This is a genomic window from Aliiglaciecola lipolytica E3, assembly GCF_000314975.1.
In the GTDB taxonomy this organism is placed as follows: Bacteria; Pseudomonadota; Gammaproteobacteria; order Enterobacterales; family Alteromonadaceae; genus Aliiglaciecola; species Aliiglaciecola lipolytica.
Genome location: NZ_BAEN01000011.1, coordinates 64,907 through 90,343 on the forward strand (window position 1 = coordinate 64,907; position 25,437 = coordinate 90,343).

Annotated in this window: 19 protein-coding genes; 11 read left to right on the plus strand and 8 right to left on the minus strand. The window is 41.1% G+C overall.

All coding sequences use genetic code 11. The features are described 5' to 3' along the window. Positions 1-19: 19 nt before the first annotated feature. Entirely contained in the window at positions 20-475 is a 456-nt protein-coding gene (locus GLIP_RS01575; RefSeq protein ID WP_008842792.1) for a BlaI/MecI/CopY family transcriptional regulator, read from the plus strand. Positions 476-879: 404 nt separating this feature from the next. Next, positions 880-1,404: a hypothetical protein gene (locus GLIP_RS01580; RefSeq protein WP_008842793.1), complete on the plus strand. Its 525-nt coding sequence runs from the start codon at positions 880-882 to the stop codon at positions 1,402-1,404. A 29-nt stretch (positions 1,405-1,433) separates the two neighbouring features. Here the strand turns inward: GLIP_RS01580 and GLIP_RS01585 are convergent, their stop codons facing one another. After that, positions 1,434-2,177: a TrmH family RNA methyltransferase gene (locus tag GLIP_RS01585; protein WP_008842794.1), complete on the minus strand. Its 744-nt coding sequence runs from the start codon at positions 2,175-2,177 to the stop codon at positions 1,434-1,436. 262 nt (positions 2,178-2,439) lie between these two features. Between GLIP_RS01585 and rlmE the strand changes: the two genes are divergently transcribed. Further along, the gene (rlmE, locus tag GLIP_RS01590) at positions 2,440-3,060 is read left to right on the plus strand and encodes a 23S rRNA (uridine(2552)-2'-O)-methyltransferase RlmE (protein ID WP_008842795.1); all 621 of its coding nucleotides are present in this window, start codon (positions 2,440-2,442) and stop codon (positions 3,058-3,060) included. On the opposite strand, the gene fdxA is transcribed toward rlmE, so the two are convergent. After that, a complete protein-coding gene (gene fdxA / locus GLIP_RS01595) occupies positions 3,057-3,380 on the minus strand; it encodes a ferredoxin FdxA (protein ID WP_040521614.1) in 324 nt (107 codons plus the stop codon). The genes rlmE and fdxA overlap by 4 nt on opposite strands. Positions 3,381-3,549: 169 nt before the next feature. Between fdxA and GLIP_RS01600 the strand changes: the two genes are divergently transcribed. The 3 genes from GLIP_RS01600 to GLIP_RS01610 all read left to right on the plus strand — a co-directional run bounded on the left by GLIP_RS01600 (position 3,550) and on the right by GLIP_RS01610 (position 8,515). After that, positions 3,550-5,166 (plus strand): NAD(P)/FAD-dependent oxidoreductase, encoded by a 1,617-nt coding sequence (locus GLIP_RS01600; RefSeq protein ID WP_008842798.1) that lies wholly within the window; start codon positions 3,550-3,552, stop codon positions 5,164-5,166. A gap of 333 nt (positions 5,167-5,499) precedes the next feature. Then, on the plus strand, positions 5,500-6,402 hold the full coding sequence (locus GLIP_RS01605) for a transglutaminase family protein (RefSeq protein WP_008842799.1): 903 nt from the start codon (positions 5,500-5,502) through the stop codon (positions 6,400-6,402). Beyond that, the gene (locus GLIP_RS01610; protein ID WP_008842800.1) at positions 6,386-8,515 is read left to right on the plus strand and encodes a transglutaminase family protein; all 2,130 of its coding nucleotides are present in this window, start codon (positions 6,386-6,388) and stop codon (positions 8,513-8,515) included. Before GLIP_RS01605 ends, GLIP_RS01610 begins: the two co-directional genes overlap by 17 nt. A gap of 79 nt (positions 8,516-8,594) precedes the next feature. On the opposite strand, the gene GLIP_RS01615 is transcribed toward GLIP_RS01610, so the two are convergent. Both GLIP_RS01615 and GLIP_RS01620 read right to left on the minus strand, forming a co-directional pair. Then, a complete protein-coding gene (locus GLIP_RS01615) occupies positions 8,595-10,538 on the minus strand; it encodes a fibronectin type III domain-containing protein (RefSeq protein WP_008842801.1) in 1,944 nt (647 codons plus the stop codon). A gap of 328 nt (positions 10,539-10,866) precedes the next feature. Beyond that, a complete protein-coding gene (locus GLIP_RS01620; protein WP_008842802.1) occupies positions 10,867-12,336 on the minus strand; it encodes a sensor domain-containing diguanylate cyclase in 1,470 nt (489 codons plus the stop codon). A gap of 417 nt (positions 12,337-12,753) precedes the next feature. Here GLIP_RS01620 and GLIP_RS01625 point away from each other — a divergent pair, with 417 nt between their 5' ends. Next, on the plus strand, positions 12,754-14,295 hold the full coding sequence (locus tag GLIP_RS01625) for a sialate O-acetylesterase (protein WP_008842803.1): 1,542 nt from the start codon (positions 12,754-12,756) through the stop codon (positions 14,293-14,295). A gap of 116 nt (positions 14,296-14,411) precedes the next feature. Here the strand turns inward: GLIP_RS01625 and GLIP_RS01630 are convergent, their stop codons facing one another. Further along, a complete protein-coding gene (locus GLIP_RS01630; protein ID WP_008842804.1) occupies positions 14,412-16,433 on the minus strand; it encodes a serine hydrolase domain-containing protein in 2,022 nt (673 codons plus the stop codon). Positions 16,434-16,775: 342 nt separating this feature from the next. Between GLIP_RS01630 and GLIP_RS01635 the strand changes: the two genes are divergently transcribed. The 4 genes from GLIP_RS01635 (at position 16,776) to GLIP_RS01650 (ending at position 21,379) form a co-directional block, all read left to right on the plus strand. Then, on the plus strand, positions 16,776-18,911 hold the full coding sequence (locus GLIP_RS01635) for a TonB-dependent siderophore receptor (RefSeq protein ID WP_008842805.1): 2,136 nt from the start codon (positions 16,776-16,778) through the stop codon (positions 18,909-18,911). 292 nt (positions 18,912-19,203) lie between these two features. Next, the gene (locus GLIP_RS01640; protein ID WP_040521615.1) at positions 19,204-19,473 is read left to right on the plus strand and encodes a hypothetical protein; all 270 of its coding nucleotides are present in this window, start codon (positions 19,204-19,206) and stop codon (positions 19,471-19,473) included. 5 nt (positions 19,474-19,478) lie between these two features. After that, complete coding sequence (locus GLIP_RS01645) at positions 19,479-21,095, plus strand: PepSY-associated TM helix domain-containing protein (RefSeq protein ID WP_008842809.1); 1,617 nt, start codon at positions 19,479-19,481, stop codon at positions 21,093-21,095. Continuing rightward, on the plus strand, positions 21,092-21,379 hold the full coding sequence (locus GLIP_RS01650; protein WP_008842810.1) for a hypothetical protein: 288 nt from the start codon (positions 21,092-21,094) through the stop codon (positions 21,377-21,379). The genes GLIP_RS01645 and GLIP_RS01650 overlap by 4 nt, the downstream gene beginning before the upstream one ends. Here the strand turns inward: GLIP_RS01650 and GLIP_RS22110 are convergent. From GLIP_RS22110 to GLIP_RS01660, 3 genes are read right to left on the minus strand one after another with little or no spacing between them, the layout of a single operon-like run. Beyond that, positions 21,365-21,541 (minus strand): hypothetical protein, encoded by a 177-nt coding sequence (locus GLIP_RS22110; protein ID WP_008842811.1) that lies wholly within the window; start codon positions 21,539-21,541, stop codon positions 21,365-21,367. The two genes, GLIP_RS01650 and GLIP_RS22110, sit on opposite strands and share 15 nt — an antisense overlap. After that, positions 21,534-22,673, minus strand: coding sequence for a PepSY-associated TM helix domain-containing protein (locus tag GLIP_RS01655; protein WP_008842812.1), 1,140 nt, complete (start codon positions 22,671-22,673; stop codon positions 21,534-21,536). The genes GLIP_RS22110 and GLIP_RS01655 overlap by 8 nt, the downstream gene beginning before the upstream one ends. A 46-nt stretch (positions 22,674-22,719) precedes the next feature. Then, complete coding sequence (locus GLIP_RS01660) at positions 22,720-24,924, minus strand: TonB-dependent receptor (RefSeq protein WP_008842813.1); 2,205 nt, start codon at positions 24,922-24,924, stop codon at positions 22,720-22,722. Positions 24,925-25,437 lie beyond the last annotated feature (513 nt).

The following is a 25,437-nucleotide window of genomic DNA, read 5'->3' on the forward strand; positions in this document are numbered from 1 at the left end:
ATAAGGTCTCGGTGCAAAAATGTATAATTCAGTTAAAACTCGATTAGGCTTTGGAACTAAACAGAAAACAGATTTAGTTCCTCCGGTACTAGGTAAAAGAGAAATTCAAACCTTAAATCTATTTTGGGGAGAAGATGAATCTGGTTTAAGCGCCATAGACATTTCTGAGTTAATGGAAAAGCAAAGCGGAGGTGAATGCCCCGTCAGCCTAAATACGATTCAAAGCACAATTGAACGTTTATGGCGCAAAAATTTGCTGTCACGCAAAAAAGTAGGAAAAGCTTATATATATCTGCCACGTTATTCTAAAAAGCAGGTCATTAGCAGTTTAATATCAGAAATTAGAGATGAAATGGGTCAAGGGGATGAATCGATAATGTTATCGGGCATCATCGAATACCTTCAAGATCTAGATTCAGACTTAACCTCGAAATTACTAAACGTGTTTAAACAGCACAACAAGTCAACGGTATGATTGAGACGACCAATAACCTTTTAGTCTTTGCGAATCTACTATGCATCAGCGTTATATGCTTTGCTGTAGTTTCCATACTCTACAGCGGCATTTATCTCGCTTTAAGGCCTTTATTAATAAATTGTTCAGCTAAATTACGAGCAATCATTCTCCTTCTCATTAGCCTAAGCACACCGTTGTTAACGCTGGTTTGCGTGTTTGCATTTTTACTTCCTAGCTTTTTTAATATCCCTAATTTATATGTCCACTGCCATGATCAGCTATGCTCTCCTCACGTCCCAAGTGTGTTTGCAACAGATAATTATTATCTTGTTTTGATATCTCTGACTAGTGCTTTTGTGGGAGTTGTTACCCTGCTGTTTTTTGGACAACATAAATCTCTAAATAATAGTCTGAAAAAATTGATGTTCTTTTTACAAGACAACGAAAGCTTGCCTCAGCATAGCTATTTAAAAGTCGTACATACAGAGTTTCCAGTGTTGCTCAATATTGGCGTTTTTAAACCCCAAATAGTGATGTCTGAAGAATTCAAAGAACAGCTTAATAAACAACAATATCAAAGCATATTGTTATATGAATTCATTCGCTGTAAACGATTTGATAACTTACGTTCGCTTGCTGCAAAAGTTGGATCTATTGCGTGGCCGAAAAAAATAAAAACACTCATACTAAATGACTTAAACATTGCCAACCACGCCGTCAGTCGAGCTGTTTTTCGTGATTCCGACTTGTACAAACCTTGCGCTAACGTATTAAAACCCGCTATTGTGTTACCTAACTATTTAGAAAAATTATTTAGTCAAATCAATGGGCAACAAGATTCAGAAGATAGAAATAAGCTGGGTGTTTTTTTGTTTATCACCCAATACTTTGTACTTTTAGTATTGTTAAACAGCGGCATGCACTTTTTCACTGATCTATTATTTTGATAGTGGCGGATTAAATTACAGAAAAGTCTTCATGATGACGACAACTGATACACGCATATATTCACTGCACTGGCTAGATTGAGGGAGTCGATTTTACCACTGCCAGCAATTGTAAAAGCATCAGCATTGAATGCTTGCAAAGCATCTTTTGGTACGCCGCGCGCTTCATTGCCAAATAAATAACATTCATAACTAGCAAACTCCGAAGAGTTAATCTGTTTACCTTGCATGTCTAAATAAGCAAAGCGGGAAAAGCGGGATTGCAGGTCTTTTAGCATCACATTTTGTTCAATTGGTACATGAAAAATAGCTCCCATACTGGCGCGAACTACTTTTGGATTAAATGGATCAACGCTATTAGGACTGAGTAATAATCGAAAGTTTCCAAACCAAGCTAAGCTTCTTAAAACAGTACCTAAATTACCCGGGTCTTGCACTTCATGCAGGTAAATACAACGTTCATTTTGATTTAAAGCCTTAACTTCATTTATTTTTGGCAATGGCACACACGCAATTATGCCTTGAGGAGTTTTTGTATCACTTAGTTGAGCCATTTGTTTTTTGTTGACCACAACTTGCGTACAATCCAAATCAGATTGACTAATCCAATCTTGATATTCCTCGGTGATATATAAAGTGATATTTTTCAGGTTGGGCTGTGTCTTGGCGGCTTTTTGTAGCTCTAAAACTAAATGTTCACCTTCAACTAAATAATGTCCAAATTGTTCACGATACTTCTTTTGGTGAAGCTTCTTAACATCATCCAATTTCATTGTTACTTACCTTTGTAATTACGAAGAATGTGAAGATTTAGCACGACAATGTTAGCCATTTAGTTTCCTGAAGCTGAATTAAGTTAACACGAAGCAATAATTTTGATTGTAACGCTTCAGATATTTCAAGTCAGGTAATAATCATTAAACTTATAAAATTAGACATTAATATTCCTTTTTTAGTTGTCAGTAAATTTGCAAAACCCGTTTGCAAGCTTACAATAGGCGCCGATTAATCCAGAAAATATAGCAGAATAACTTTATGGCACGCTCTAAAACCAGCAAAAAATGGCTGGATGAACACGTTAATGATCCTTACGTTAAAAAAGCACAAGTTGACGGCTACCGTTCGCGTGCCAGCTATAAACTTATCGAAATTAACGAAAAAGATAAGCTAATTCGCCCAGGCAATATTGTGATGGATTTGGGGTCGGCTCCTGGCGGCTGGTCGCAAATAGTGGCACCTATGGTGGGTAAAAAAGGCCGGGTGATTGCTTCTGATATTTTACCCATGGACTCGATTATAGATGTGACCTTTATACAAGGTGACTTTACCGAAGAATCAGTTTACGACCAAATTGTTGCAGAATTAGACAATGAAAAAGTCGACGTAGTAGTCTCAGACATGGCACCGAATATCAGTGGCGTGAATGCGACCGATCAATACAGTTCAATGTACTTAGTTGAATTAGCACTGGATATGGCCCGCAATGTACTAAAACCCGGCGGCAATTTTTGCGCAAAAGTGTTTCAGGGTGTAGGTTATGAAGAATATTTAAAAGATGTACGTAGTTCGTTTAATAAAGTGGTTATACGGAAGCCCGACGCATCTCGTCCACGTTCAAGAGAAGTCTACATAGTTGCAAAAGGCTTCAAGCACTAACGTTCTAATAACGCCAGCTTATCTGCTACACCATTCCACTTATCTGCGTCCTCAGGCGGCGCTTTTAACTCGGTAATATTTGGCCACTCTTGACATAACTCCGCATTAATTTCCAGGTAGGAAGCCTGATCTTCCGGCAATTCCGTATCTTGAAAAATCGCGTCGGCCGGGCATTCAGGTACACACAACGCACAATCAATGCAGATAACCGGATCGATAACCAAAAAGTTAGGCCCTTCAAAAAAAGCATCTACCGGACAAACAGCAACACAATCCGTGTATTTACATTTAATGCAATTGTCTGTTACTACAAAGGTCATCGAAGTTATTTAGGTTAAAAAAATTATGCCGACAAGTTTAAAGAAGCACACCTAAAAAACAAGTTTCTTTAGTGATCTGCTGATGCAAGCTATCTATCAAAAGCTAGCTGATTTAAAATAGCGCGCCCTGACAGAAAGGCTGTCCGGCAATTTAAAGAGTACGTTTATTATGTTGCGTTTGACAGATATCAAATTACCCCTAAACCATGAAGAACAAGCAATAGAGCATGCGATATTAAGTAAGCTCAATATAAGCCCAAGTCAATTGCTCTCCTTCAATTTGTTTAAACGGGGTTATGACGCGCGCAACAACAAAGATATTCAACTTATTTATACCTTAGATGTTGAGGTAGAAAACCAAAGCGAATTACTCACGCAATTTGAACGCGATCCCCAAGTACGCATTACACCGGATATGCAATATAAATTTGTAGCCCAAGCACCTGATAATCTAAATAACAGGCCAGTTGTAGTGGGTTTAGGTCCATGCGGTTTATTTTCTGCCTTGATTTTAGCGCAAATGGGATTCAAACCGATCATTCTAGAACGTGGAAAAGAAGTACGCGAACGCACCAAAGACACCTTTGGTTTTTGGCGCAAAAAGCCACTCAACCCGGAATCCAACGTACAGTTTGGAGAAGGCGGTGCAGGCACTTTCTCTGATGGTAAATTGTATAGTCAGGTGAAGGACCGTAAACATTACGGACGTAAAGTACTGCATGAGTTTGTGGCAGCCGGCGCGCCAGAAGAGATAATGTACGTCAGTAAGCCCCATATAGGCACATTTAAATTGGTCAATATGGTTGAAAAAATGCGCGAAAAAATTATTGCCTTAGGTGGAGAGTTCCGCTTTAGCACCCGTGTTGAAAAGCTAGATTTAGAGCCTCAAAACGAAGGCTACAAATTGAAAGGGTTACACCTATCCGATAATCAATACCTTAGTTGTAGCCACGTTATTCTAGCCATAGGTCATAGTGCCAGAGATACTTTTACCGCACTTTACGAACAGGGTGTATACATTGAATCTAAGCCTTTTTCGGTAGGTTTTAGAATCGAACACGAACAAAGCATGATCGATAAATGTCGATTTGGTGAAAATGCGGGTAACCCGATACTAGGTGCTGCAGATTATAAATTAGTGCACCACTGTAAAAACGGCCGCTCGGTTTACAGTTTTTGTATGTGCCCCGGCGGTACTGTAGTTGCGGCCGCTTCTGAACCAAACCGCGTCGTTACCAATGGCATGAGTCAATATTCGCGCCATGAACGTAATGCTAATAGTGCCATTGTGGTTGGCATTACTCCTGAGCAAGATTATCCCGAACATCCACTTGCCGGTATCGAACTGCAACGCAAGTTAGAAGATTTAGCCTTCTCCATAGGCGGTGAAAATTATCATGCTCCTGCACAACTAATCGGTGATTTTTTAGCTGGTAAACCCAGTTCAGAATTGGGCGAAGTAAAACCTTCTTATACTCCAGGTGTCACGTTGACCGATTTATCTAAAGTAGTACCGGATTTTGTTACTGAGTCTATTCGTGAAGCCATTCCTGCGTTTAATCGCCAAATAAAAGGCTTTGCCAAAGCAGATGGATTATTGACAGGGGTTGAAACTCGTACTTCGTCGCCAATATGCATTAAACGCAATAAAGACTACGAAAGTGTCAATGTTGAAGGCTTATATCCAGCGGGTGAAGGAGCAGGTTACGCCGGTGGTATTTGGTCTGCCGGTATCGATGGAATTCGAGTTGCTGAAGCGGTTGCTTTATCAATTATTAGAAATTGAGCAGAAAGAGAACTGATTAACGGATATTTTTATGTTACTTGGACGAAAAAAATTTATAGAAAGTGTAAACCATGGTTTTTAAGAGTTTGATTTCGGATTCCGACTACTACGTTTACCTGTGTGAGCCTGAGTAAAAAGTAAATAAAGATGGTTCAGGTTAATGATGTTGACACCACCGTAGTAACTCGTCGATTATTAAGCAATCAAACAAAATAAACCTACCAACACATTAGAAATATTCAGATATCAATTACGCTTGTTATTTGCATAGCTTCTTTTTAGTGTATAACCTCGAGTAACATTCATTACCACTTAGTTTGGTATAATCATTTTATGAAATTACGCATCGAGCATTTAACCCGCCACACCTATTCTGGACCCGTTAGTTTTTCCAGACATAGTCTTTATCTTCGCCCAATTGAAGGGCATTTGAGACGTGTACATGAATATTCGGTAGCAACCATTCCCTCTTCTAAACAGTCGTTTGTTCGAGATGTAGAAGGCAACTCATTGTTAACCTGTAATTTTGGTTTAACTGAATCTAAAACATTGGAATTTTTAACGGTAATTGAAGTTGATATAAACGAAGATAACCCTTACGATTTTTTACTTGAATCCTATGCATTGGAATACCCTTTTAAATACCGTGGTACCGACATAAAAGCATTAGCTCCTTACTTATTGGATGAAACTTCCGAGGGTGAGACAAAGGTAATGGATTGGTATCAGCAAGCCGTAACGTCACCGACTAAACATCCTGATATTGTGCAGTTTTTAACGGAATTAAACCAAGCTATTCGCCGCGACATTCGCTATGTGCGAAGAGATGAAGAAGGAATTCAAGCGCCAGATTTAACGCTGTCATTGGGATCTGGATCCTGCCGAGACATGGCAGTATTATTTATTGCAGCAGTGCGACAACTTGGTTTAGCTGCTCGATTTGTCAGTGGCTATTTGTATGATCCCCCTACTGAAGATGGCAATGAGTATACGTTTAATCGCGCAGTAGGCTCAATGCATGCTTGGGCAGAGGTTTATTTGCCTGGTGCAGGCTGGAAAGGGTTTGATCCCACCAATGGCATTTTAGCAAACAGTTACTTTATTCCCACGGGCGTCAGTCATGCGCCTGAAGTGGTCGATCCTATTCAAGGACACTATTACTCTAAACAAGCGACAAGCTCTATTCTAGACACTCAATTACATATTCAGGAGGTAGGCGTTGATACAGTCAAATGAAGTTAACGCAATGGCAGCAAAGCTTGAATCTAAATTACAAGCTAAGCAAATAACGCTGACGATGGGAGGAGAGCCAACGTATATTGTTGCTCAACCTGACGCCGAAGAATGGAATAACGCCGCTATGGGCGAACAAAAGCTGGGATTTGCTAGACGCATGACTGCAGAGCTGATCCGAGACGTTTACCCTCAAGCCTTGGCAATGCAGGTGTTTGGCAAGTGGTATCCCGGTGAACCCTTACCACGTTGGAACTTTATGACCTTACATGCGCAACAAGGTGAGGCACTATGGCCAGAAACTAAGCGCCTAATGTTAGATGATGTAGAAGGTGCTAATAAGCCTGAAGCTGCAGCTAATTTAATCCAAGGGATAGCTCAAGCGCTTGATTTAGAAGATCATATTATCGAGGCGTTTGAACAAGCAACTCAGCATACAGAATCGCGTTTGGCGGGCTGGGTTTTGCCTCTTGATTTTGAGGACGACACTTGGATCTCAGCAAAGTGGCCATTTAATCACAACAATCCAATGCAACTATTTGTTGGTGATAGCCCTGTCGGCTTGCGCCTCCCGTTAGGGGATTTACCGGCAGACACCTTACGTAAAGCCTTAAGTGTTGAGGTACGTCGAGGTGCCATTGAAATATTTATTCCGCCCTTGGATTTATCTGAGTTTCGTATTCTCATAAAATTAATTCGCCAACTAGCCAATAGCGCGGATTTACATGATTTATTGTTGTGCGGTTACGCACCTAGCGAAACCAATGACGAACTCGTTGTATTAGGTTTAGCAGCAGACCCAGGAGTGCTAGAAGTCAACGTGCCACCGAGTAAAACATGGCAAGATTACAATACCATTTTAACTCAGTGTACCAAAGCAGCAGCCGCAGTTGATCTTCAGCTCACGAAACTGCAACTTAACGGTAGCGTCTATGGCACAGGTGGTGGTTCACACATTACTTTTGGCGGCGAAAGTCTCGACACGAATCCATTTCTTAAAGATCCTAAACGAATTTCATCCCTATTGCGTTATTGGCAACGCCACCCCGCCTTATCTTATTTCTTCACTGGTCAACATGTAGGTCCAGGAAGTCAGGCGCCCCGCGTAGACGAAGGCCCGAGGCACGGACTTTATGAGTTAGAGGTGGCTTGCGAAGGGCTAGAAGGGGCATCCACCCCGCCGGATGGTTTAGCAATCGATCAATTTTTAAAAAATCTAATGACCGATTCTTCAGGTAATACGCACCGAGCAGAGCTATGTTTTGATAAGTTCTACAATCTTGCCTCACCCAATGGTTTATTAGGAATTGTCGAGTTTCGGGCTTTTGAAACTTATGCTCGGTCAGAATGGATGTCGCTGGCAGCATTATTTATACGTGCAGTATTAGTTCGACTATTTGAATCTCCCTACACCGAGCCGCTAAAACGATTTGGCCCAGAACTACACGATCGCTATTTTTTACCTGCATTCTTGTGGCAGGACATTCAAGCGATATGTGAAGATTTACAAGCACATGGCATTCCTTTTGAGGCGCAGTGGCTACAACCAATCTTAGACTTTCGCAGTCCTAGCGTAGGCACACTTGAAGTGCCAAATGGGAGTATTGACCTACGTCAGGCATTTGAATCTTGGCCGCTAATGGCTGAAGAAAGCCGAGGAAGCTCAACGGTAAGGGTGGTCGACAACTCTACAGACCGAATTCAATTCACCTTATCCGATAAGAAATTACTTGAAAGCGGAGAATTACGAGTCAATGACGTCCGTGTACCATTTGAAGAAATCGACGGATTAATGATTTGTGGATTAAGATACAAGTGCGCAAGTGCCTATCCCGCTCTGCATCCTCATGTGCCGATTCAGTCACCTTTGTGGATTGAATGGGTTGATAAAGACTCAGGGAAAACCATATCCGCAGCTCATTATCATTATTGGAATCCTGATGCTCCTGCATATGATGGCAGACCCAGAACTTCCGAGATAGCTGCAGAGCGCCGCGCTGCTCGCTGGCAAAATGCTCCTGAGCTAATAGGCAGAATAGCTGAAGTCATTGAACCAAAACTTGCCCCAGAGTATAGGTTCACACTTGATTTGCGTCGTCAGATCAAACCGGGTTAATACAAGAGTTAGAATGTAACTCTTTTAGAAAACCAGACAATAGCGCAGGAGTGCTATTGTCTGGATACGTTTGAAGGAATTAATCTAACTCGAACTCATCGAATAATTGTACTTCAGAGTTTAGATTTGTCGGGTCAAATACATAGCTTTGTACAGAACCTGTACCGGTATCTAAAATTGAGAAAACTGACAGTGTATTGCTAGTCACAAAGGGTAAATTCGGATAATCCTCATTTTCCATATCCATAGGACTAAACACTGTTGGATAGCTCATCACACGGCCTTGCGGATCACCATTTGGTGGATAATCATCAATTGCCCAGCGTGGGTTTTGTGAATTTACATCATCCCAAAAGTCAGCATAACTTGAACGCACATTATTAGTATAAACACCTGTGTTATCGACAAAATAAGCACCGTATGAATTACCAACATTTGAACTTTCCAAATAATGCAAACCCTCAACTTGAGCGCGATTCCACAAATGTGAATGACCTATGTGTACTAAATTTACGCCATTTTCTACCAATAACGGCTCAATGTCATTTAACCATACATCGTCAGCTCGAGGATACTGATAGCGCACCTCACTAATATTAGACAGCATTGGTTGAATGGTATCCGTCCAAGTGCTTGCACTCAATGGAAAGGTAAATTCAGTAATTGTTTCCTGACCTTGATTGTTCACTTCTACGAGTTGCATAACAGGTTGCGATAGCACCGGGACTGTGTTGTCACCTAAGCCGAATACACCTTGGTGGGCCATCACTACTTTATATTTCGCATTCTTGAATGCGTCGGTTTGCATAACAGATTCTAACCAAGCGTACTGATCTGAATCCTTATCAAAACGCTCAAATAAAAATTCGCCGAAGCCCCATTTTGAAGGATCTTCCAACGTTGTTAAGCTTTCTACAAACTTAGATTTATTTGCACCTGATACACTCCAAGAGCGCCAGATTCTAGACACATTCATCGAAATTATGAACACATCACCAAAGGCTGTGGCGTAATACTCTTCTCCACCTTGGCCATCATCGGGGAACGAAAATATATCTAGAAAGCTTTGCTGATTGTGCGATTGATCAGCAATCCATTGGGCTTTCACTTGCGCATCATCACTAGGATTAACTTCTGCTTTTACCTGCTCATAAGCCACTTCGGCATACCACGCCGGTTGAGGATCGTTGAAGCCGCCATTAAGAGAATAGTCATCTTCAGTTGAACGAAAACGCCCCATCACTTCGTGATTTCCTATTGTTCCGAATAAAGGCGAATGTTGCAAAATTTCTCCGCCATTATAAGGAAAGCCCGGTAAATACTTTTGATAATGACCTTGCAGTGCAGGAAAAAATCCCGGTGCATTATTTTTAGCTTGATCAAACCATTCAGACGCTCGGTCTGGTACATTGACAAAATCGCCAGCAAACAATACGGCATCTAAAATACCAACAGTTTCAACAACTTTTTGATAGTTCGCTACCACGTTCTTTTTGGACTGTAAGTCAGATGTAAGGAGAATCTTTAATGGAGCTCCTTGTGCCGGCGCTGGCGCCAATGTAAATGTGTCACTAGTAAACACAAATCCATCTTCGTCTTTACTAGAAACAGAATAATCGACGCGTTCCCCTTGAGTTAATCCTTCAGCGATTGCTTCATGTCGATAAACGCTACGATAACTAACCGCATCATAGGTTTTTCCGAATTGTTGAGAAGAGCTGTCTTCCATCATACGCTCCAACGCAATAGTCGTAACCTCAGTGGTTGAGGAATCGCCATAGTTCAACGTATGTTCTGATCCTTCAAAATTAGTAAACCACACCACGCTTACTGAATTTTCGGTGGGTAGTTGTAAAAAAGGGTCGCTAAGCATCGCATGCTCAGCATTTACCGTAACCGGAACTTCAATAGGAACATCAACAGGTACTTCAACTTCCACGATTTTTTCATCTTCACAGGCGCTAAGCCCAACTACTAAGCAAAAAATGCCTAATAAACGCATGTTTGGAAACAGAGTTTTCATTTTGGTTTTTCCATCAGATCTGATTTTTCTAATAATTTCGCACACAGTGAAGCGAGCTCTATTGGCACGCTATCAACTGAGAGCAAGCCAATACTAAACACCAAGAATTAGCTCAAAAAAATCCGCAAAATATTGCATTTCACGTAATTAAATTTAGGTTAATTAATAGTGCGGAAAAACGGTAGCAAAGGAAAAAGACAAATAAGTTACATTTTAAAGGTGTTATAAAAGTTTCATAAAACACAGGTTTTATGACAAATTGACGACGAATAATGAAATGCGGCTGTTACTTTCAGAATAAATTTGAAGCTCACTAGAAATCGTTAATTTAGTGCTGAAAAATACTGTTTCGACCTGCTCTTTTGGCCTGATACAAAGCGCTATCAGCACGTTTAAATAGACTTTCGAAATCGTCATTATGTTGCATTTGTGTGATACCTATACTAATCGATAATTGTTCACTATTAATAAGCTGAAGCCCGTTAATTTCTTTTAACAAGCGATTAGCAACGACCATTGCGGTATCTACATTGGTTTCTGGTAGCAGAACAATAAATTCATCTCCGCCAAAACGCCCCAAAATATCGGCTGGACGTAAAAATTGTTTCACTCTTTCACTGAGAGCTTTTAGCGCCTTATCCCCCACATCGTGACCATGTACATCATTAATCTGTTTAAAATGATCGATATCATACACGAGCATGCACAAGTCGTTGTTTTTCCATTGTGCACGACGTATTTCAACTGTCGCTTGCTGAAAGAGGTACTCCCGCGATGCTGTTTGCGTAAGGCCATCGGTAAAGACTTTGGTTTTAAGTTGGTGGTTAGATGCAGTTAAGGCGGGAATAGCGATCGCAAACATGGCATTAGTTGCGACGACGTTAATCGCATACTGGTAAACCATTACAAAATTCATGAGCCCTAATACATCAACTAGAAATACGATTAAAAAACTACTCAGGGCTAAGCTAAGAATATTATAAAAAGCATTTTCGGTGCATGCTATCCACATATGTGGCAAAACTAAGAAGAAAATTGCGAAAGAACTATCCATGGATTGGGTAAATTTTGCTAACAACATAGCTGCAGCGACTAATGTGAAAGAAATCATTAGCTTATATTTATACTGAGCAGTAGCGACAGGCAACTGTCCTTCAATGTGCTCGAGGATTTTGAAGGTTTTCTGGGGATAGAGAATATGTATTACGCTAAAAAATAACGGTCCCAACACCATTATGCCGGCCATATCGCCGATCCAAAAAGGCAACCAAGTTGCAGACAACTCTTGGCTTGACATCATGCCAGTAAAAATAAGTGATACTAATACTAATGCCGTGGCTAAAAGAGCTGAAGTTGCCGCGATCAATAAAAAACTGATAATAGACAAGGGCAATGTAAGTTGCTTGGTTTGCGTTAACCAACGTAAAAGTGCGCTACCTGCGTAATATGGAACAATATGCGCTATGCCAAAGAATATACCACTCTCGATGACTTCGATATTTTGCAGATTAATTTGATAATCATTATTGGTAAATATGGTGACAAGTATTGCTGCCAACATCAATATAGGCGTCGCTCGCAACCCGACAACAAAGAGTACAGCAAATGTTAAACCTGCCGGGGGAAACCATACACTTGCATGATGAGCGTATTCAACCAATCCACCAATAAACCAAACCGCCAACCAAGCAAGCAGTAATAGACCAGCACGAGCGCCAGGAGAAGCACGAAGAAAGCTTAGAAATTTGGTCAAACCGCTTTCATCGCTTAATTTGGAAGAAAAATCACTTCGTTGCATCTAATGCTATTTTCCTTAAGAGACCCCAATGAATGTAACAGGGTGCCGTGATATACAAGGTTTGAATTACCACCTATTAAGTCTATTCTATTAAATAAGTGGGTGGTTAGCATCCACTTTTCAGATTAGCTATCTAGTTAGCTGCAAAAATAACTACAAATCGGATTAATTGTGCAAATTAGACAAAACGAAGACACAGAAAACCCGTGTCTGAAAGTATCAATCCGGCCAAGCATCAAGATACTTTTAAATCCAATAATACACACAAATAAATATTACCCTCCATTAAAACCCTTAAAAATTAACACTTGCAATGAAAGTTCACAACATGTTAAAAATAAACATTATATTTAAAATACACTTAACATTATTTTTGTAGCCGAGTGATATTCCAATAATTCCAAAGAGAAAACAACATTGAAAAATAGTAAACTTTTGTCCTGTTATTTAGCCTTTTTGTTTGGAATATTGCCGTTAAATGCAATGGCCACCTTGACCGTTGCTTCACCTTTTTCCAATAACGCTGTATTACAACGTCATATGCCAGTGCCGGTATGGGGTACTGCAGATGCCGGTACAAAAATAACCGTCACAATCAGTTCAGACTCATCCCAAGACAGCCAAACAAAATCAACTATCACTAATAGCCATGGAGAATGGAAGATTGAACTTGATGCTATGCCCGCAACTTTCACGCCTCAGGTTCTTAAAATATCAGGAAATGAATCTGAATTTACCTATTCCAATATATTAGTCGGTGAAGTTTGGGTTTGTGCGGGTCAATCCAATATGGTGATGGAAGCGAACCGGGTGCCAGAGGTCAAAGCCCTAATACCTAAATCTAAATATATTCGAAGCTTAGAAGTGCCTCGCACGGTTGCGCTTACACCACAAAATCATCTCACCAGTGAATGGCAGGTTGCCACACCTAGTAGCGCTGTAGCACTAGCTTTTGCTTATCACTTGCAAGTATCAGAAAACGTACCTGTTGGAATTATATTAAGTGCTTGGGGAAGTTCTTCGATTGAAGCATGGATGCCCCGGGAAATGACCAGTAAGGTGCCTCATTTTAAAACCATGATGCAAGAATTCGATGCAGATACTCAAACACAAGAGCGAATAAAAGCCATTTTAGAAGGGCCAAAACCTTGGAGTAGGAAAGACGACATATTTTTACGTCGCCAGTCCAATATACTTTTCAATGCTATGATCAATCCTTTGATTCCGTATGCCGCTCGAGGATTGGTTTGGTATCAGGGTGAGCGTAATACAATGTCAATACACGGCATGCCAGAAGAACCTTGGTTTGCACGGAACTCAGGAATGCTAAAATACGGAGATACTCTAAAAGCGTGGATGCAGAACTATCGAGAAGCCTGGAATCAAGACACCTTTCATTTTATCGCAGTAATGTTGCCCGGTTTTCATAAGCAAAAAGAAGGTGTGCCCCTTGGCGGGCCAGAAGATCCCAACACCCACTCTTGGGCGTGGATGCGCGAATCACAGATGAGATCGTTGGATTTACCTAACACGTCATTAGTAAATACCATTGATTTAGGTGATGTAAACGACATTCATCCTAAAGATAAACTCCCCGTAGGTAAACGCGCGGCCCTTATGGCTCTGCGTGACACTTTAGAACACAATATACAAGCGCAAGGCCCAACGCTAAGTGAAGTAAAACGTTTTGGAAATCAAATTATCATTGATTTTGAACATGCCGAAGGACTTAAAACGATTGATGAGCAACCTCCAAAAGCATTTTGGTTATCTGACGATTCTGGAAAATGGGTAAAAGCTGAAGCAACTATTAAAGGTCAGTCTGTAATATTGCACTCACCATCATTGACTCAGCCACGTTATGTCCGCTACGCATTTGCAGGAAAACCTAACGTAAATTTAGTGAATTCGGCAAATTTACCTGCCTATCCTTTTCGCACAGATACATTTGAGCCTTAAAAAGGAGCAGCGTAAATAATTCTGAAAGCAATAGGGAGTAATACTCCCTATCAAAAAAGTTGTTTTTAGGGCCGTTTCCCTTGATTGCAACCGTTAAAAACAAGATTAAATGAATATTACTGAGCACCAACTTCAGTAAACACATAAGAATGTTGGCTATCAATCAATTTTAAAGTGCGTTTGCCCTTTTCGTCTTGCCCAACAACTAACTCCATACCAAACATCACAGGATTTAACAAAACAATAGAACGGCTGCCATCGTTGCTGGTTTTAGTGGTTAAAGCACTTTTCCAAACCCCAGGATCAAAAATCGTCTCGTCATCAATCACTGAAATAGTCGCATCACCTAAAATTTCATTTTCATAACGTGGAGCTAAATTCGCTAACACGCTTGCGTCGCCCGGCAAATCGATTTCACTTATTCGTGATTCGTAGATTTTACGTTGCTCTTGCGCAAACACCTCGATTTCGTCTTGTGCTTTTGGCGTCGCATCATATAGCAGCTCAATTAGTTTATTCTGAAAAGCGCTTAATAAATAATACCCTTCATCAGAGTTAGTCAAAATAACCGCACCCACATCTGCCCCTGGTATGACAATAAATTGAGATAAATAGCCCGCTAAACTGCCACCATGCTCAATTACTTCAACCCCGGCTATCTTTTTAGTAGATAATCCCATGCCGTAGTAGCTATCCTCACCTGAAGAAACACTAGGTACACGTCTTTCTAATAATGGCGCTTCAGCATAAAGCCTTTTGCCGTTCGAACTAACACCAGCACTCAACTCATTCGCCACATATTTAAGCATATCTGAAGAGGAAGAAAACGCGCCGCCAGAAGGACGATAAGGAATGACAGTTAAATTAAACCCCTGATTAGCTGTTTGTACTAGTTCGATTGGTTTAAAGTCATTGTCTAGTGCATAGGGTTTCGCAATATTACCCGCAAGCGCGTTTGCAAATGAAAACGTCGTATTGTGCATTTTTAACGGATTGAAAATATATTCTTGCATCGCTTTGTCATAGGCTTTGTCCAAATCCATATCTGGATAAAGAATATGACCAGCAATATAGCCAGCCACTGCCGGCATTTGATTGTTATATTGATACAGTTCACCAAATTCACTGGTGGGCTCAACATTAGCTAAGTCTTCTAGCGCCATCAACGCTGGCGCATCGGGGCCACTATTAAAGATCCATGTCATATCTTTGCGAGGCAAGCCTGTGCAAGCACATACAAGGTGACGAATGCGCAGATTATCTGTGGTTTCAGTACTCCCCAACCGAAAATCAGGATAGTGATCGGTTACTTTATCATCCCAATCAAGCTTGCCCATTTCCACAAGCTTAGCTAATAACAAGGTTGTCATTCCTTTAGTATTGGAAGCCACGGCAAATAGCGTATCTTTACCTACAGGCTCACCGGTGTCGATATCCTTAACCCCTACTCCACCTTCATACAGGATTTCTCCATCTTGCATCACCGCAATTCCGACACCAGGCACCTTTAACTTTTCAGCTGATTCACGGACAAAACTAAGCAAAGACTCTATTTTTTTCGCATCTAATTTTTGCGCCTTAGCCGTTGAGAAATCTTCGTTTTCATACCCCACAACAGTATAACTTTGTTCTAAGGTATTTAATTGAGAGCGTCGTTTACTCAAAGTAGATAAACTCGCATCAACCAGTATCACATTCCAATCTGTGTCGTCACGCAACACTTTTGCATAAAACGACCGCTCTTCAGAAACAGTGCTTTCGTACTCAATAAACGTTTGTTGTTGCCAACCGTTTGTAGCCACCTCATCATTATTAAAACGCACTTCACGGGCAAAGCCAGGTGAAAGTACTTGCCATGCCCGCATAGCAGCCTGTGCCGAGTCTTCGGCTTGTTCAATGACAATTATAGCAATAACACCATCACCTTCTGGCGCGGTGTATTTTATTAAATGAGGTAGCTTTTCTTCTGTCCAATCCTGCGGCGCTTTATAAGTAGCATTTAACCAATCACCGCTTTCAACTCCGTCTTCTAACGCAACAACAGGCTCAGGTGAGTCCCGCGAAGGGTCGCTGTTCGTACAAGCGGATAGGATAAAAACAAATGAAAATATTGCCGGATAGCTATGGAGTTTTAACACTATGTCAGTCCCTTGAGTTGTTTAAATAACAGGCTACAGTAATTGTACCGTCCTTAATAGCAAAACTGCACAATTAGGTATTTATAAGCTCCCCTAAATTTTAAAAATTTACCTACCTTTTGATTTGCGAATATCACGTACATAAAGACCAGAACCAATCTTTTTTTACTTCAAATAAGTCAAGCATGGTAAATAAATCACTCGATTTATTACGCTCATAATTCTACTTCAGGTCTTTCAAATCAACCAAATACAAATAATAACAATTATCATTTGAAATTTTATTTGTAGTACATATAATGCGTTTTTAATTAATGACACACACCTTATTTAGAGAGCACAATGAATAAAAAGCAAACCTTTGCATTATCGCCGATAGTTTTAGCGTTAGGGGTTCAGGCACAAACTGCAGAACTTGCTAATGAAAATATGACGAAGAATGACGAACAAGATATCGAAGTTATTCGAATTGTTGAAAGTCGAGTTCAACGCATAAGTTCAGGTGCAACGGGATTGGGATTAGATAGTTTTGACACCCCTCAATCACTGTCAATTATCGAAAACGATACCATCTCTAAATATAACTTATCTGATATCAATAGCTTATTTAAACAAGTTACAGGTATCAACATTGATCAAACTGAAACCGATCGTACTTATTTTAACGCTCGTGGTTTTGATATAACCAGCATGCATGTGGATGGGTCAGGTATTCCATTTGGTGATATCTTTGTGGGTGATTTAGATACTGCTATCTATGAAAAAGTGGAATTTATTCGAGGCTCGAACGGCCTTATTACCGGTTTAGGAAATCCGTCAGGTACAGTCAACTACGTAAGAAAACGTCCAAGCAATGACCCGCATGCTAGCGTAGCGTTATCTTTAGGCCGTTGGTCAAATAAGCGCGCCGTTGTTGATGTCTCTACCCCGTTAACCGACTCAGGTAGTTGGGCAGCACGTGCAGTAGTAGTGCATCAAGATAAAGAAAGTTGGTTAAATCACTATGAAAATGACCGAACCGTCGTCTATGGTGTAATCGATGGGCAATTAAATGACGATCTAACCGTTACGTTTGGCTACACCTATCAAGACAACAACAGCGATGGTGTTACTTGGGGCGCAGTTCCCATGATTTATTCTGATGGCACACAGACTGATTTCTCAGTATCTGAAACCACAGCAATGGAATGGACTTATTGGGATACCTTGAGTGAGAACGCATTTGCTGAGCTTAGTTGGTACATTAACGATGATCTTAATTTTACCAGCAAGCTGAACTACACCAATTATGAAGACAAATCTGAACTTTTTTATAGCTACTCAAATACCGGGCTAGATAGTGAAACTGGCTTAGGTATGTTGGGTTATCCCGGTAAATTTTCTGCAAAAGATGAGATACTCATCTGGGACAATACGTTACAAGGAACATTTCAAGCATGGGGATTGGAGCATTCTTTTAATTTAGGAATTAGCCTTGCAGACGCAGACACCAGTGATCTTGATTCTGGCGCACTAAGCGGCTTTGATGTAATGCCAGCTTTACCTGGGTGGGATGGAACCGAAGTAGCTAGACCTGACTGGGCCGACCCTTATGAGGCAGGATTTACCGATATTACCCTAAATCGTTTCTACGGCGCTGTGCAATTAGCTGTCACCAAGAATTTTGACTTTGTGTTAGGCGCAAGTTTTGTTGACTATGAAAACGAAGGCGAGTCTTGGGGAGCGTCAACGTCTACCACCGAAGATGGCACGAGTCCTTATATCGGGTTTACGTGGGAAGCGTTTGACGACCTTAATATTTATGGTAGTTACAGCGATATTTACCAACCACAATATTATCTCAATGAAGACCTTGAACCACTTGGTTCAGCAGAAGGTCGCGGGTATGAATTAGGCTTGAAAAAACGCTTTGAAAATAACCTATTAGTGAGTTTTGCCGTATTTAGAACTGAGCAGGAAAACCTGTATGAATTCATCGAGTACGGAGATGGTGACGGCGTCGATGATGATGATTATTCTGACGATTTTAATTATGCGCTTTATCGTGGAGTTACTGTTGAGTCTAACGGTTTCGAGCTAGAAGTGTCAGGCAGAATTTCTGAACAGTGGACCATGCAAGGTGGTTTTACTGCCTTATCTATGGATGACGAAAATGGTGAAGAGGCGCGCACTTTCATTCCTCGTAAAACCTTCAAGTTACTAGCTGACTATGCACCTACTTGGGATGAAAATCTAAATGCAGGTATTTCCGTCCGTTGGCAAAGTGATATGTATTATGAATCAGGTTATGGACGCATTTCTCAAGATAGCTATGCGCTACTTGGTGGATATATCCAGTATCAATTCAACGAGCAAATCTCACTTAGCTTGAATTTAGATAATTTAACCGATGAAAAATATTTAAGTTCTGTGAGAACCGATCAAGCGTTTTACGGTTCGCCAACTGATTACAGCTTAACCTTGCGCTGGAACTACTAAAAATCAAATGCGCGATAGAATATCGTTGCTTAGATTAAAGTTTTAGCCAATTACGTTAGTCATGCCCAATGAGCTCCATTGGGCTTTCTAACATTGATCGCATAATAATTGACAAGATTACAAAATGACGTTGCCAGTTGCGTAAAAACAATAATTCTCATTTGCATTACCATCATGTAAACTAAAAAATCAAACGCTATTGTTCCACTTATTTTCATTCGGGTTGTCCGTGGAATATTTAGGACCTATAAGTGAAAAACTGTAAACACATTAGTCTTTAGGTAAATCGTTCATGCTTTTTCTTAAAAACAGGCGCTTCTGGCTTTCTGGCCCAGCAACTCTGATAGTTTCATTGCTAATTATGCTTGCCATGGCGGTGTGGTTTCCAGCAGGTGCCGGTAATGTCAATAACATCATGATGCCACTAGTACTGTTTCCATTAATTTGGGCAATATTATTTTTCTACACTTACCTGACAACAAATATGCGCAGAGCGCAGTGGTTACTTGCCGCGCTGTTTGTCAGTAATAGCCTCATTCTTACATTCCAATTTTTAGGTTAATTTTTATGAACGAAAACGCCTCGACTATACGTTCGAAAGCAAAAGCGCTGCTTAGCCTGCACTCTTGGTCTGGGATCATATTAGGTATGCTACTTTATGCCGTCATATTTACCGGTACCGTTGCTGTGGTAGCAGATGAAATTGGTGAATGGTCTAACAGTAATTATCATCAGGACTTACTCCTAACCACGGACGTAAACGATACAGTCAATCGACTTGTCGCGCGCACACCAAAAGAATACCAAGAAGAAATATCCGCCTATGAAAATGATCGTCAGCAATTAGTGTATTTTTTTCATACTCATAGACAAAATCCGTCAGGAGTGATGGACGAATTTGGCATTCAATATTTGATCAATGCGAAAGGCGAAATCATTTCTCAACAAGAAGGTTTTGGCAGTGATATTTACGCACAAGACGACAGCTATGCACTGAGTCGATTTCTTGTCGCAATCCATACAGAGTTACATATCCCCTCCCCTTGGGGACTTATTCTCACGGGCATATTAGGGCTTGCCATGCTTATCGCTTCGGTTTCTGGGTTTATGATGCATCGTCATTTATTTACCGATATGTTCTCTATCCGCACTCAACGCAATGGTAAATCGCTTAAGCGCGACTCTCACACTGTAGCCGGCACTTGGAGCATTCCTTTTGCCATATTACTGGCATTTACCGGCAGCTTTTTTAGCTTTGCCACAGCTTTTGGATTACCAGCGATGGCCGTAGTGGCATTTGGTGGTGACCAAGAGGCCATGAACCACACATTAGTTGGCGAGCAACAACATAAAAGTGATGCGCCAATGGCATCCGCAAACCTCAATGGCATGATATCCGATTCTGCCCTTAGGCAGTCGTCCGTTCCGGCATTTTTGTCTATCTCGCATTTCGGGACTGAATCAGCCAGTTTGCTCGCCTTTTATATGCCCAATAAAGGGAAAGTAGGTTTTGAACAATTGGTGTACGACGCAACAAATGGTGATTTTGTTGAATATAAACCGCTCGTAGGTACGGTGCCGTCGGCAGGAAGTGCCATACTGTCACTGATCTACCCAATACACTTTGGCACATTTGCAGGGTTATTTTCGAAACTAATATGGATAAGTTTAGGTGTGGCGGCATGTTATGTCACCATAACCGGCCTTCAACTATATGCGCATAGACATGAAAAAAGTGAAACCAGTTGGCGATGGTTTAGCCGCATGTGTGTATGGGGTTTTGTCGGATTACCATTGTGTTCATTAAGTAGCGCTTTGGGCTTTTTCGTCAGCGGCAATATGAGCTTGAACCAAACCATGTGGACACAACTTTCGTTCGTTATCGCTGCCATTGTGATAAGTGCTTTAACCTTATCAATAAAGAATATTACTCGGTTAAAAATGCTCCTGTTAGCTGGAAATGGTGTGTTGTGTCTTATATTACCCTTCCTACGCTTTACCAGTTCTGGGATAGGCTGGTTGCAGGCGATACAACATAACATGGTTGCAATGATGTTTATTGACATGGTTTTACTGTTTTGTTCAGCTTGGTGCTTTTACAGCTTGTATACGTCCGCCCAGTTCAAGCACAAATCCGTTCTAGTAGAAAATCAGACGCTCAATCGTGAGGAAGTAGCCGAATGAACCACCTGCTTTTAACACTGCCATTCATTGTTTTAGGCACAGTATTAATATTAGTATTAGCTATGTCGGACCCTAGACGTAGGCAATTAGCGAATAAAACGCATGCCGAGAACAAGCTAAATGTGGCCTTGTCTTCAAATAGTAGAAAGCTTATTGGCTGGAGTTTGGTATTGCCATTAATTCCATTGATTTTGATGGCAAACTACGCGGGCATTCTAATGTATGCTGGCGCACTGACAACGATTGGCTGGTTGGTCTCAGAACTTCCTTCATCTTTGCTTTAATGCAAACCAGACAGTCACAACGAGGGTTGAAGCTAGCATTAATCCAGCGAAAAAATCCTGTTGACCGTCAACCAACAAGGCTAAGATAATCCCCGTTAATGATAAAACGAACAAAACAAGTGGCCATTTAAATGTTTGCCAAAGAGAAAGCTGCTTAGCCATTAACGACTCCACTACTAATATTATTTTCTGCGTTGGAGCGCTGCCCTTTTCGACTTTTTTGATACCATAAATAGAGTCCGCTACCTAAAATTATCATGGTTATCACATCAAGTATCGCCCATAGAATTTTTAACAATAAACCACCGTAATCACCAAAATGTAATGGTCGTGATAAAGATAAGGCTTTGGCGTACCAAGGCATTTCACTTAAGCCAATAACCTCGCCTGTAAGCGCATCCACTAAAACAGGGGTAATAAGCTCTTTGGTCAAAGGCGTATTGCCATGCAAGAAAATGGCGTAATGTTGATTACTTGAAAAGTCACTGCCAGGAAAAGCGACAAACTGTAAAGTCATGTCGGGTGCCGCAAGTTTAGCCTGTTCAACGGCATCACTTAATGACGCAACAGGCTGAACAATCTCTCCTCCTTGATGTTCAGACAACAATTGACTTAAATTGTTATCTCGCCAAGTATCTAAAATGGGCTTTTCTAGGGTATTGATCACCCCAGTTAATCCGACTACTAAAACCCAAGCCACAGTCACGATACCCAACAAGTTATGGTAGTCCAACCATTTGTGACGTGTCGATTTATGTTTGCGAATAGTACCAAAACTAAGCTTTCGCATATATTGACGATAAACAACAACACCACTGATAGTAGATAACGCAAATAAGAACCCCATAGCACCTAAAAATAGCATGCCAGGTAATCCTAAAAACATATCTGTATGGAGTTGCAAAATAAACTCCATTACAGATTCGCCAACATCTGCCGGAGGGACTATTTCACCACTTGTCATGTCATAAGAGGCGAAATGCATTTGCGTACCAGGGGCGTCTGCGGTGGGACCACTGGTAACGTTAATCACGGGCCGCACGATATCAAAGCTCATGTAAATAGCTTGTTCACCGGCGCGATGATTAAGTGCAGTTGTTAAAATTTGGTCGAGCGTTAACGGCGCTGCATCAGGATATTTAGGTTGCCAAACATCTGGGTTGAGCGCCTCGTCAATTTCATCATGAAATATCAGAGGCAAACCAGTTAAGCAAAGCATCAGCAAAAAAGCAGTGCAAATTAAGCTCGTCCATTTATGGATAAATTCCCATACTTTTGCGGTTGATGCGCGCATTAAACTTAAGCCTTATCGTAAATCAGGTGATAGTTTATCTATTTAACTAAAAGTCGAAAGTTACAGATACTGCCACAGAACGCGGTTCACTCAAAATTAAGTAATTTGCCCCAGGGAATCCACCCGTCGACGACCAATAATTGTTATCTGTTAAATTGTTAATACGCGCTTTTACAGTTAACGACGTGTCTTCTATATCAAAAGTGTACCTTGCTCCTATATCTAGTCTTGTCCAACTAGCTATTTCCTGAGAATTAGCGGTATCGGTATATTGCTTGCTGGTATAGATAACACGGCTGTCAAACGTTAATCCAGGTACGCTAGTTAAATCCCACTCAAGATTGACGTTAGTTTGTAACTTTGGAATGCCGATAGGCGTATTACCTTCTTCAACACCCCCTTGGGTTTTAGTTAACTCAGCATCAACATAGGTACCGCCACCAATAATACGCAAACCGTCAATAGGCTCACCAAATATTGTGACTTCCATACCGCTACTTTTTTGCTCACCAGAGGCGGTAAATTCCTGATTAACAATAATTGAATTGGGGCGATTCAAAGTGAAAATATTAGCAGTGGCGCCTATTTCTCCACCGTCATATTTTAGTCCCAGCTCAACCTGCTCGCCGGTAAACGGTTCAAGAACTTCTCCAGCATTAGTTACAGGTAAACCATTGCTGACATTAGGTGCTGTAGCACCAGGCTGTAAACTTTCTGCATAATTACCATAAACTGAAAGGTTGCCTGTCACTTTATATAACAGCGCAAAAACCGGAGTTACTTTGCTGTCATCGTAAATCCCTGTTTGTTCACCATTATTCACGTTAAAAGATTGTGTTTTAATCGATTGGTGTCGTAAACCTATTGTTGCCAACAGTGTGTCATCGACAAAAGACATTGTATCGGCGATGGCGATACTTTTGTTTCTGACTTTTTCCGTGACAAGTGGATTCGACATATCACCGCCGAGAAATACATCAGTAATAGGGGCTTCTACTTGAATAGGGTTATAAATATCAACTGCAAATCCGGCAAAATCAGCAAAGGCATAAGCGTTTTTAGATTCAGAATCAATAATCGCCCCTGACAATACAATGCGGTTGGAGATGCCAGCTAAAGTCAATTCGGTTTTAACACCACCATCTATTGAATAGACTGCATCGTCACGTACATTAACAAAATGAATCGCTGTGCCACTACCGTCAGCATCAACCCTCGGGTTAGCTAAGTCGTTATTCTCATCGCCATTTCGAAAACCGGCGCCAAGCCAAACACTTGAATTTTGAGAAAAGTCATACTCACCTCGAACAACCCCAAATAATTGCTGTTCATCTGAAAAAGTCCAAAGCTGAGCAAAGTTTGTATCGGCGTCAGGCGCTAAAGGAATTTCTCCATTGGGTCTAACTTGCGGTCTAGGGGCATCAAGATGATTATCCTGGTAACCAATATCAGCAGAAAACCTAACATTATCACTCGCGTAATCTACCCCAAACGATAAAACACTAAGATCTTGTTTTTGATTCGATATGGCCGCTTCACCATCGCGTAAAACGCCATTGACTCGGATACCCCATTCATTAGCATCGCCAAAACGTGTACCCACGTCGACTGCGCCAGAAAATTGATTACTAGCATCATAACCAATAGTAGCGTTTCTAATACCACCTACAGGCGCTCGTTTTGGTACTAGGTTTATAGAACCACCCACACCGCTGCCGCCTGGCGCAGCACCGTTAACAAAGGAGTTTGCTCCGCGTAGCACTTCAACACGTTCCAATAATTCAGCAGCAATAAATTGACGGGGCAAAATACCGAAAGCACCATTGAGTGTTATATCATCAGAATACACAGGAAAGCCGCGCAGCATATAGATTTCTTGAAAATTACCGAAGCCTTTAGTCACCCTGACAGTAGGATCATTTTGCAAAATATCACCAATATTCTGCGCTTGTTGTTCGCTAATGAGATTTTCGGTATAGGCAGTACCTGAAAACGGCGTGTCCAAAAAGTCAATATTCCCAAAAATACCGACACGGCCTCCACGCGCCACCTGACCACCGGCAAAACGTTTAGTCAGATCAACCTGAGAAGCCTGACCGACCACCTCAATCACTTCGGTCGTTTCACTCTGATTAGTCGTTTGTTCACTTTCAACCGTATCTTCTGCAAATGCTGAATGTACACAAAAAGGCAATAATGCTAGCGGAAAAATAAGTTTAAGTGTGTTTGATAAAGGCGTTAAAGTATTCAAGAACTCTCCTAGATGCATATGAGAATGATTGTCATGATCATTTTGATTCTGTTAATTTTACAGAAAAATGTATTATTTAAAATAGGAAACTGATTTTTTACTTTGGGGAAATTGAATTTTGTAGTGGTAAGGATAAGAACACAGACAAATTAACAAACAGCCCTACCAACTTTTATAACAGCGATTTGCGCTTTTGCCCGCCTCAAGATGCGACAAAGCCCAGTTTTATTTCTGTAAAACGGGGCTTTCGTGATTATTTGGCGGAGAGAGAGGGATGTCCTCAGGCACATCCCTGTGCCTGCCCCATCGGGCGCCTGCGGCGGTACGTTTTGTTCCTGACAAAAGCGTCGAACCGCGAGGCTTCTCACCCTCTAACTATTTTCTCCGATTTTAAAAAGCAAAAACCCGCTACAAAGCGGGTTTTCTATATTTGGCGGAGAGAGAGGGATGTCCTCAGGCACATCCCTGTGCCCGACCCTTCGGGCGCCTGCGGCGGTACGTTTGTTCCTGACA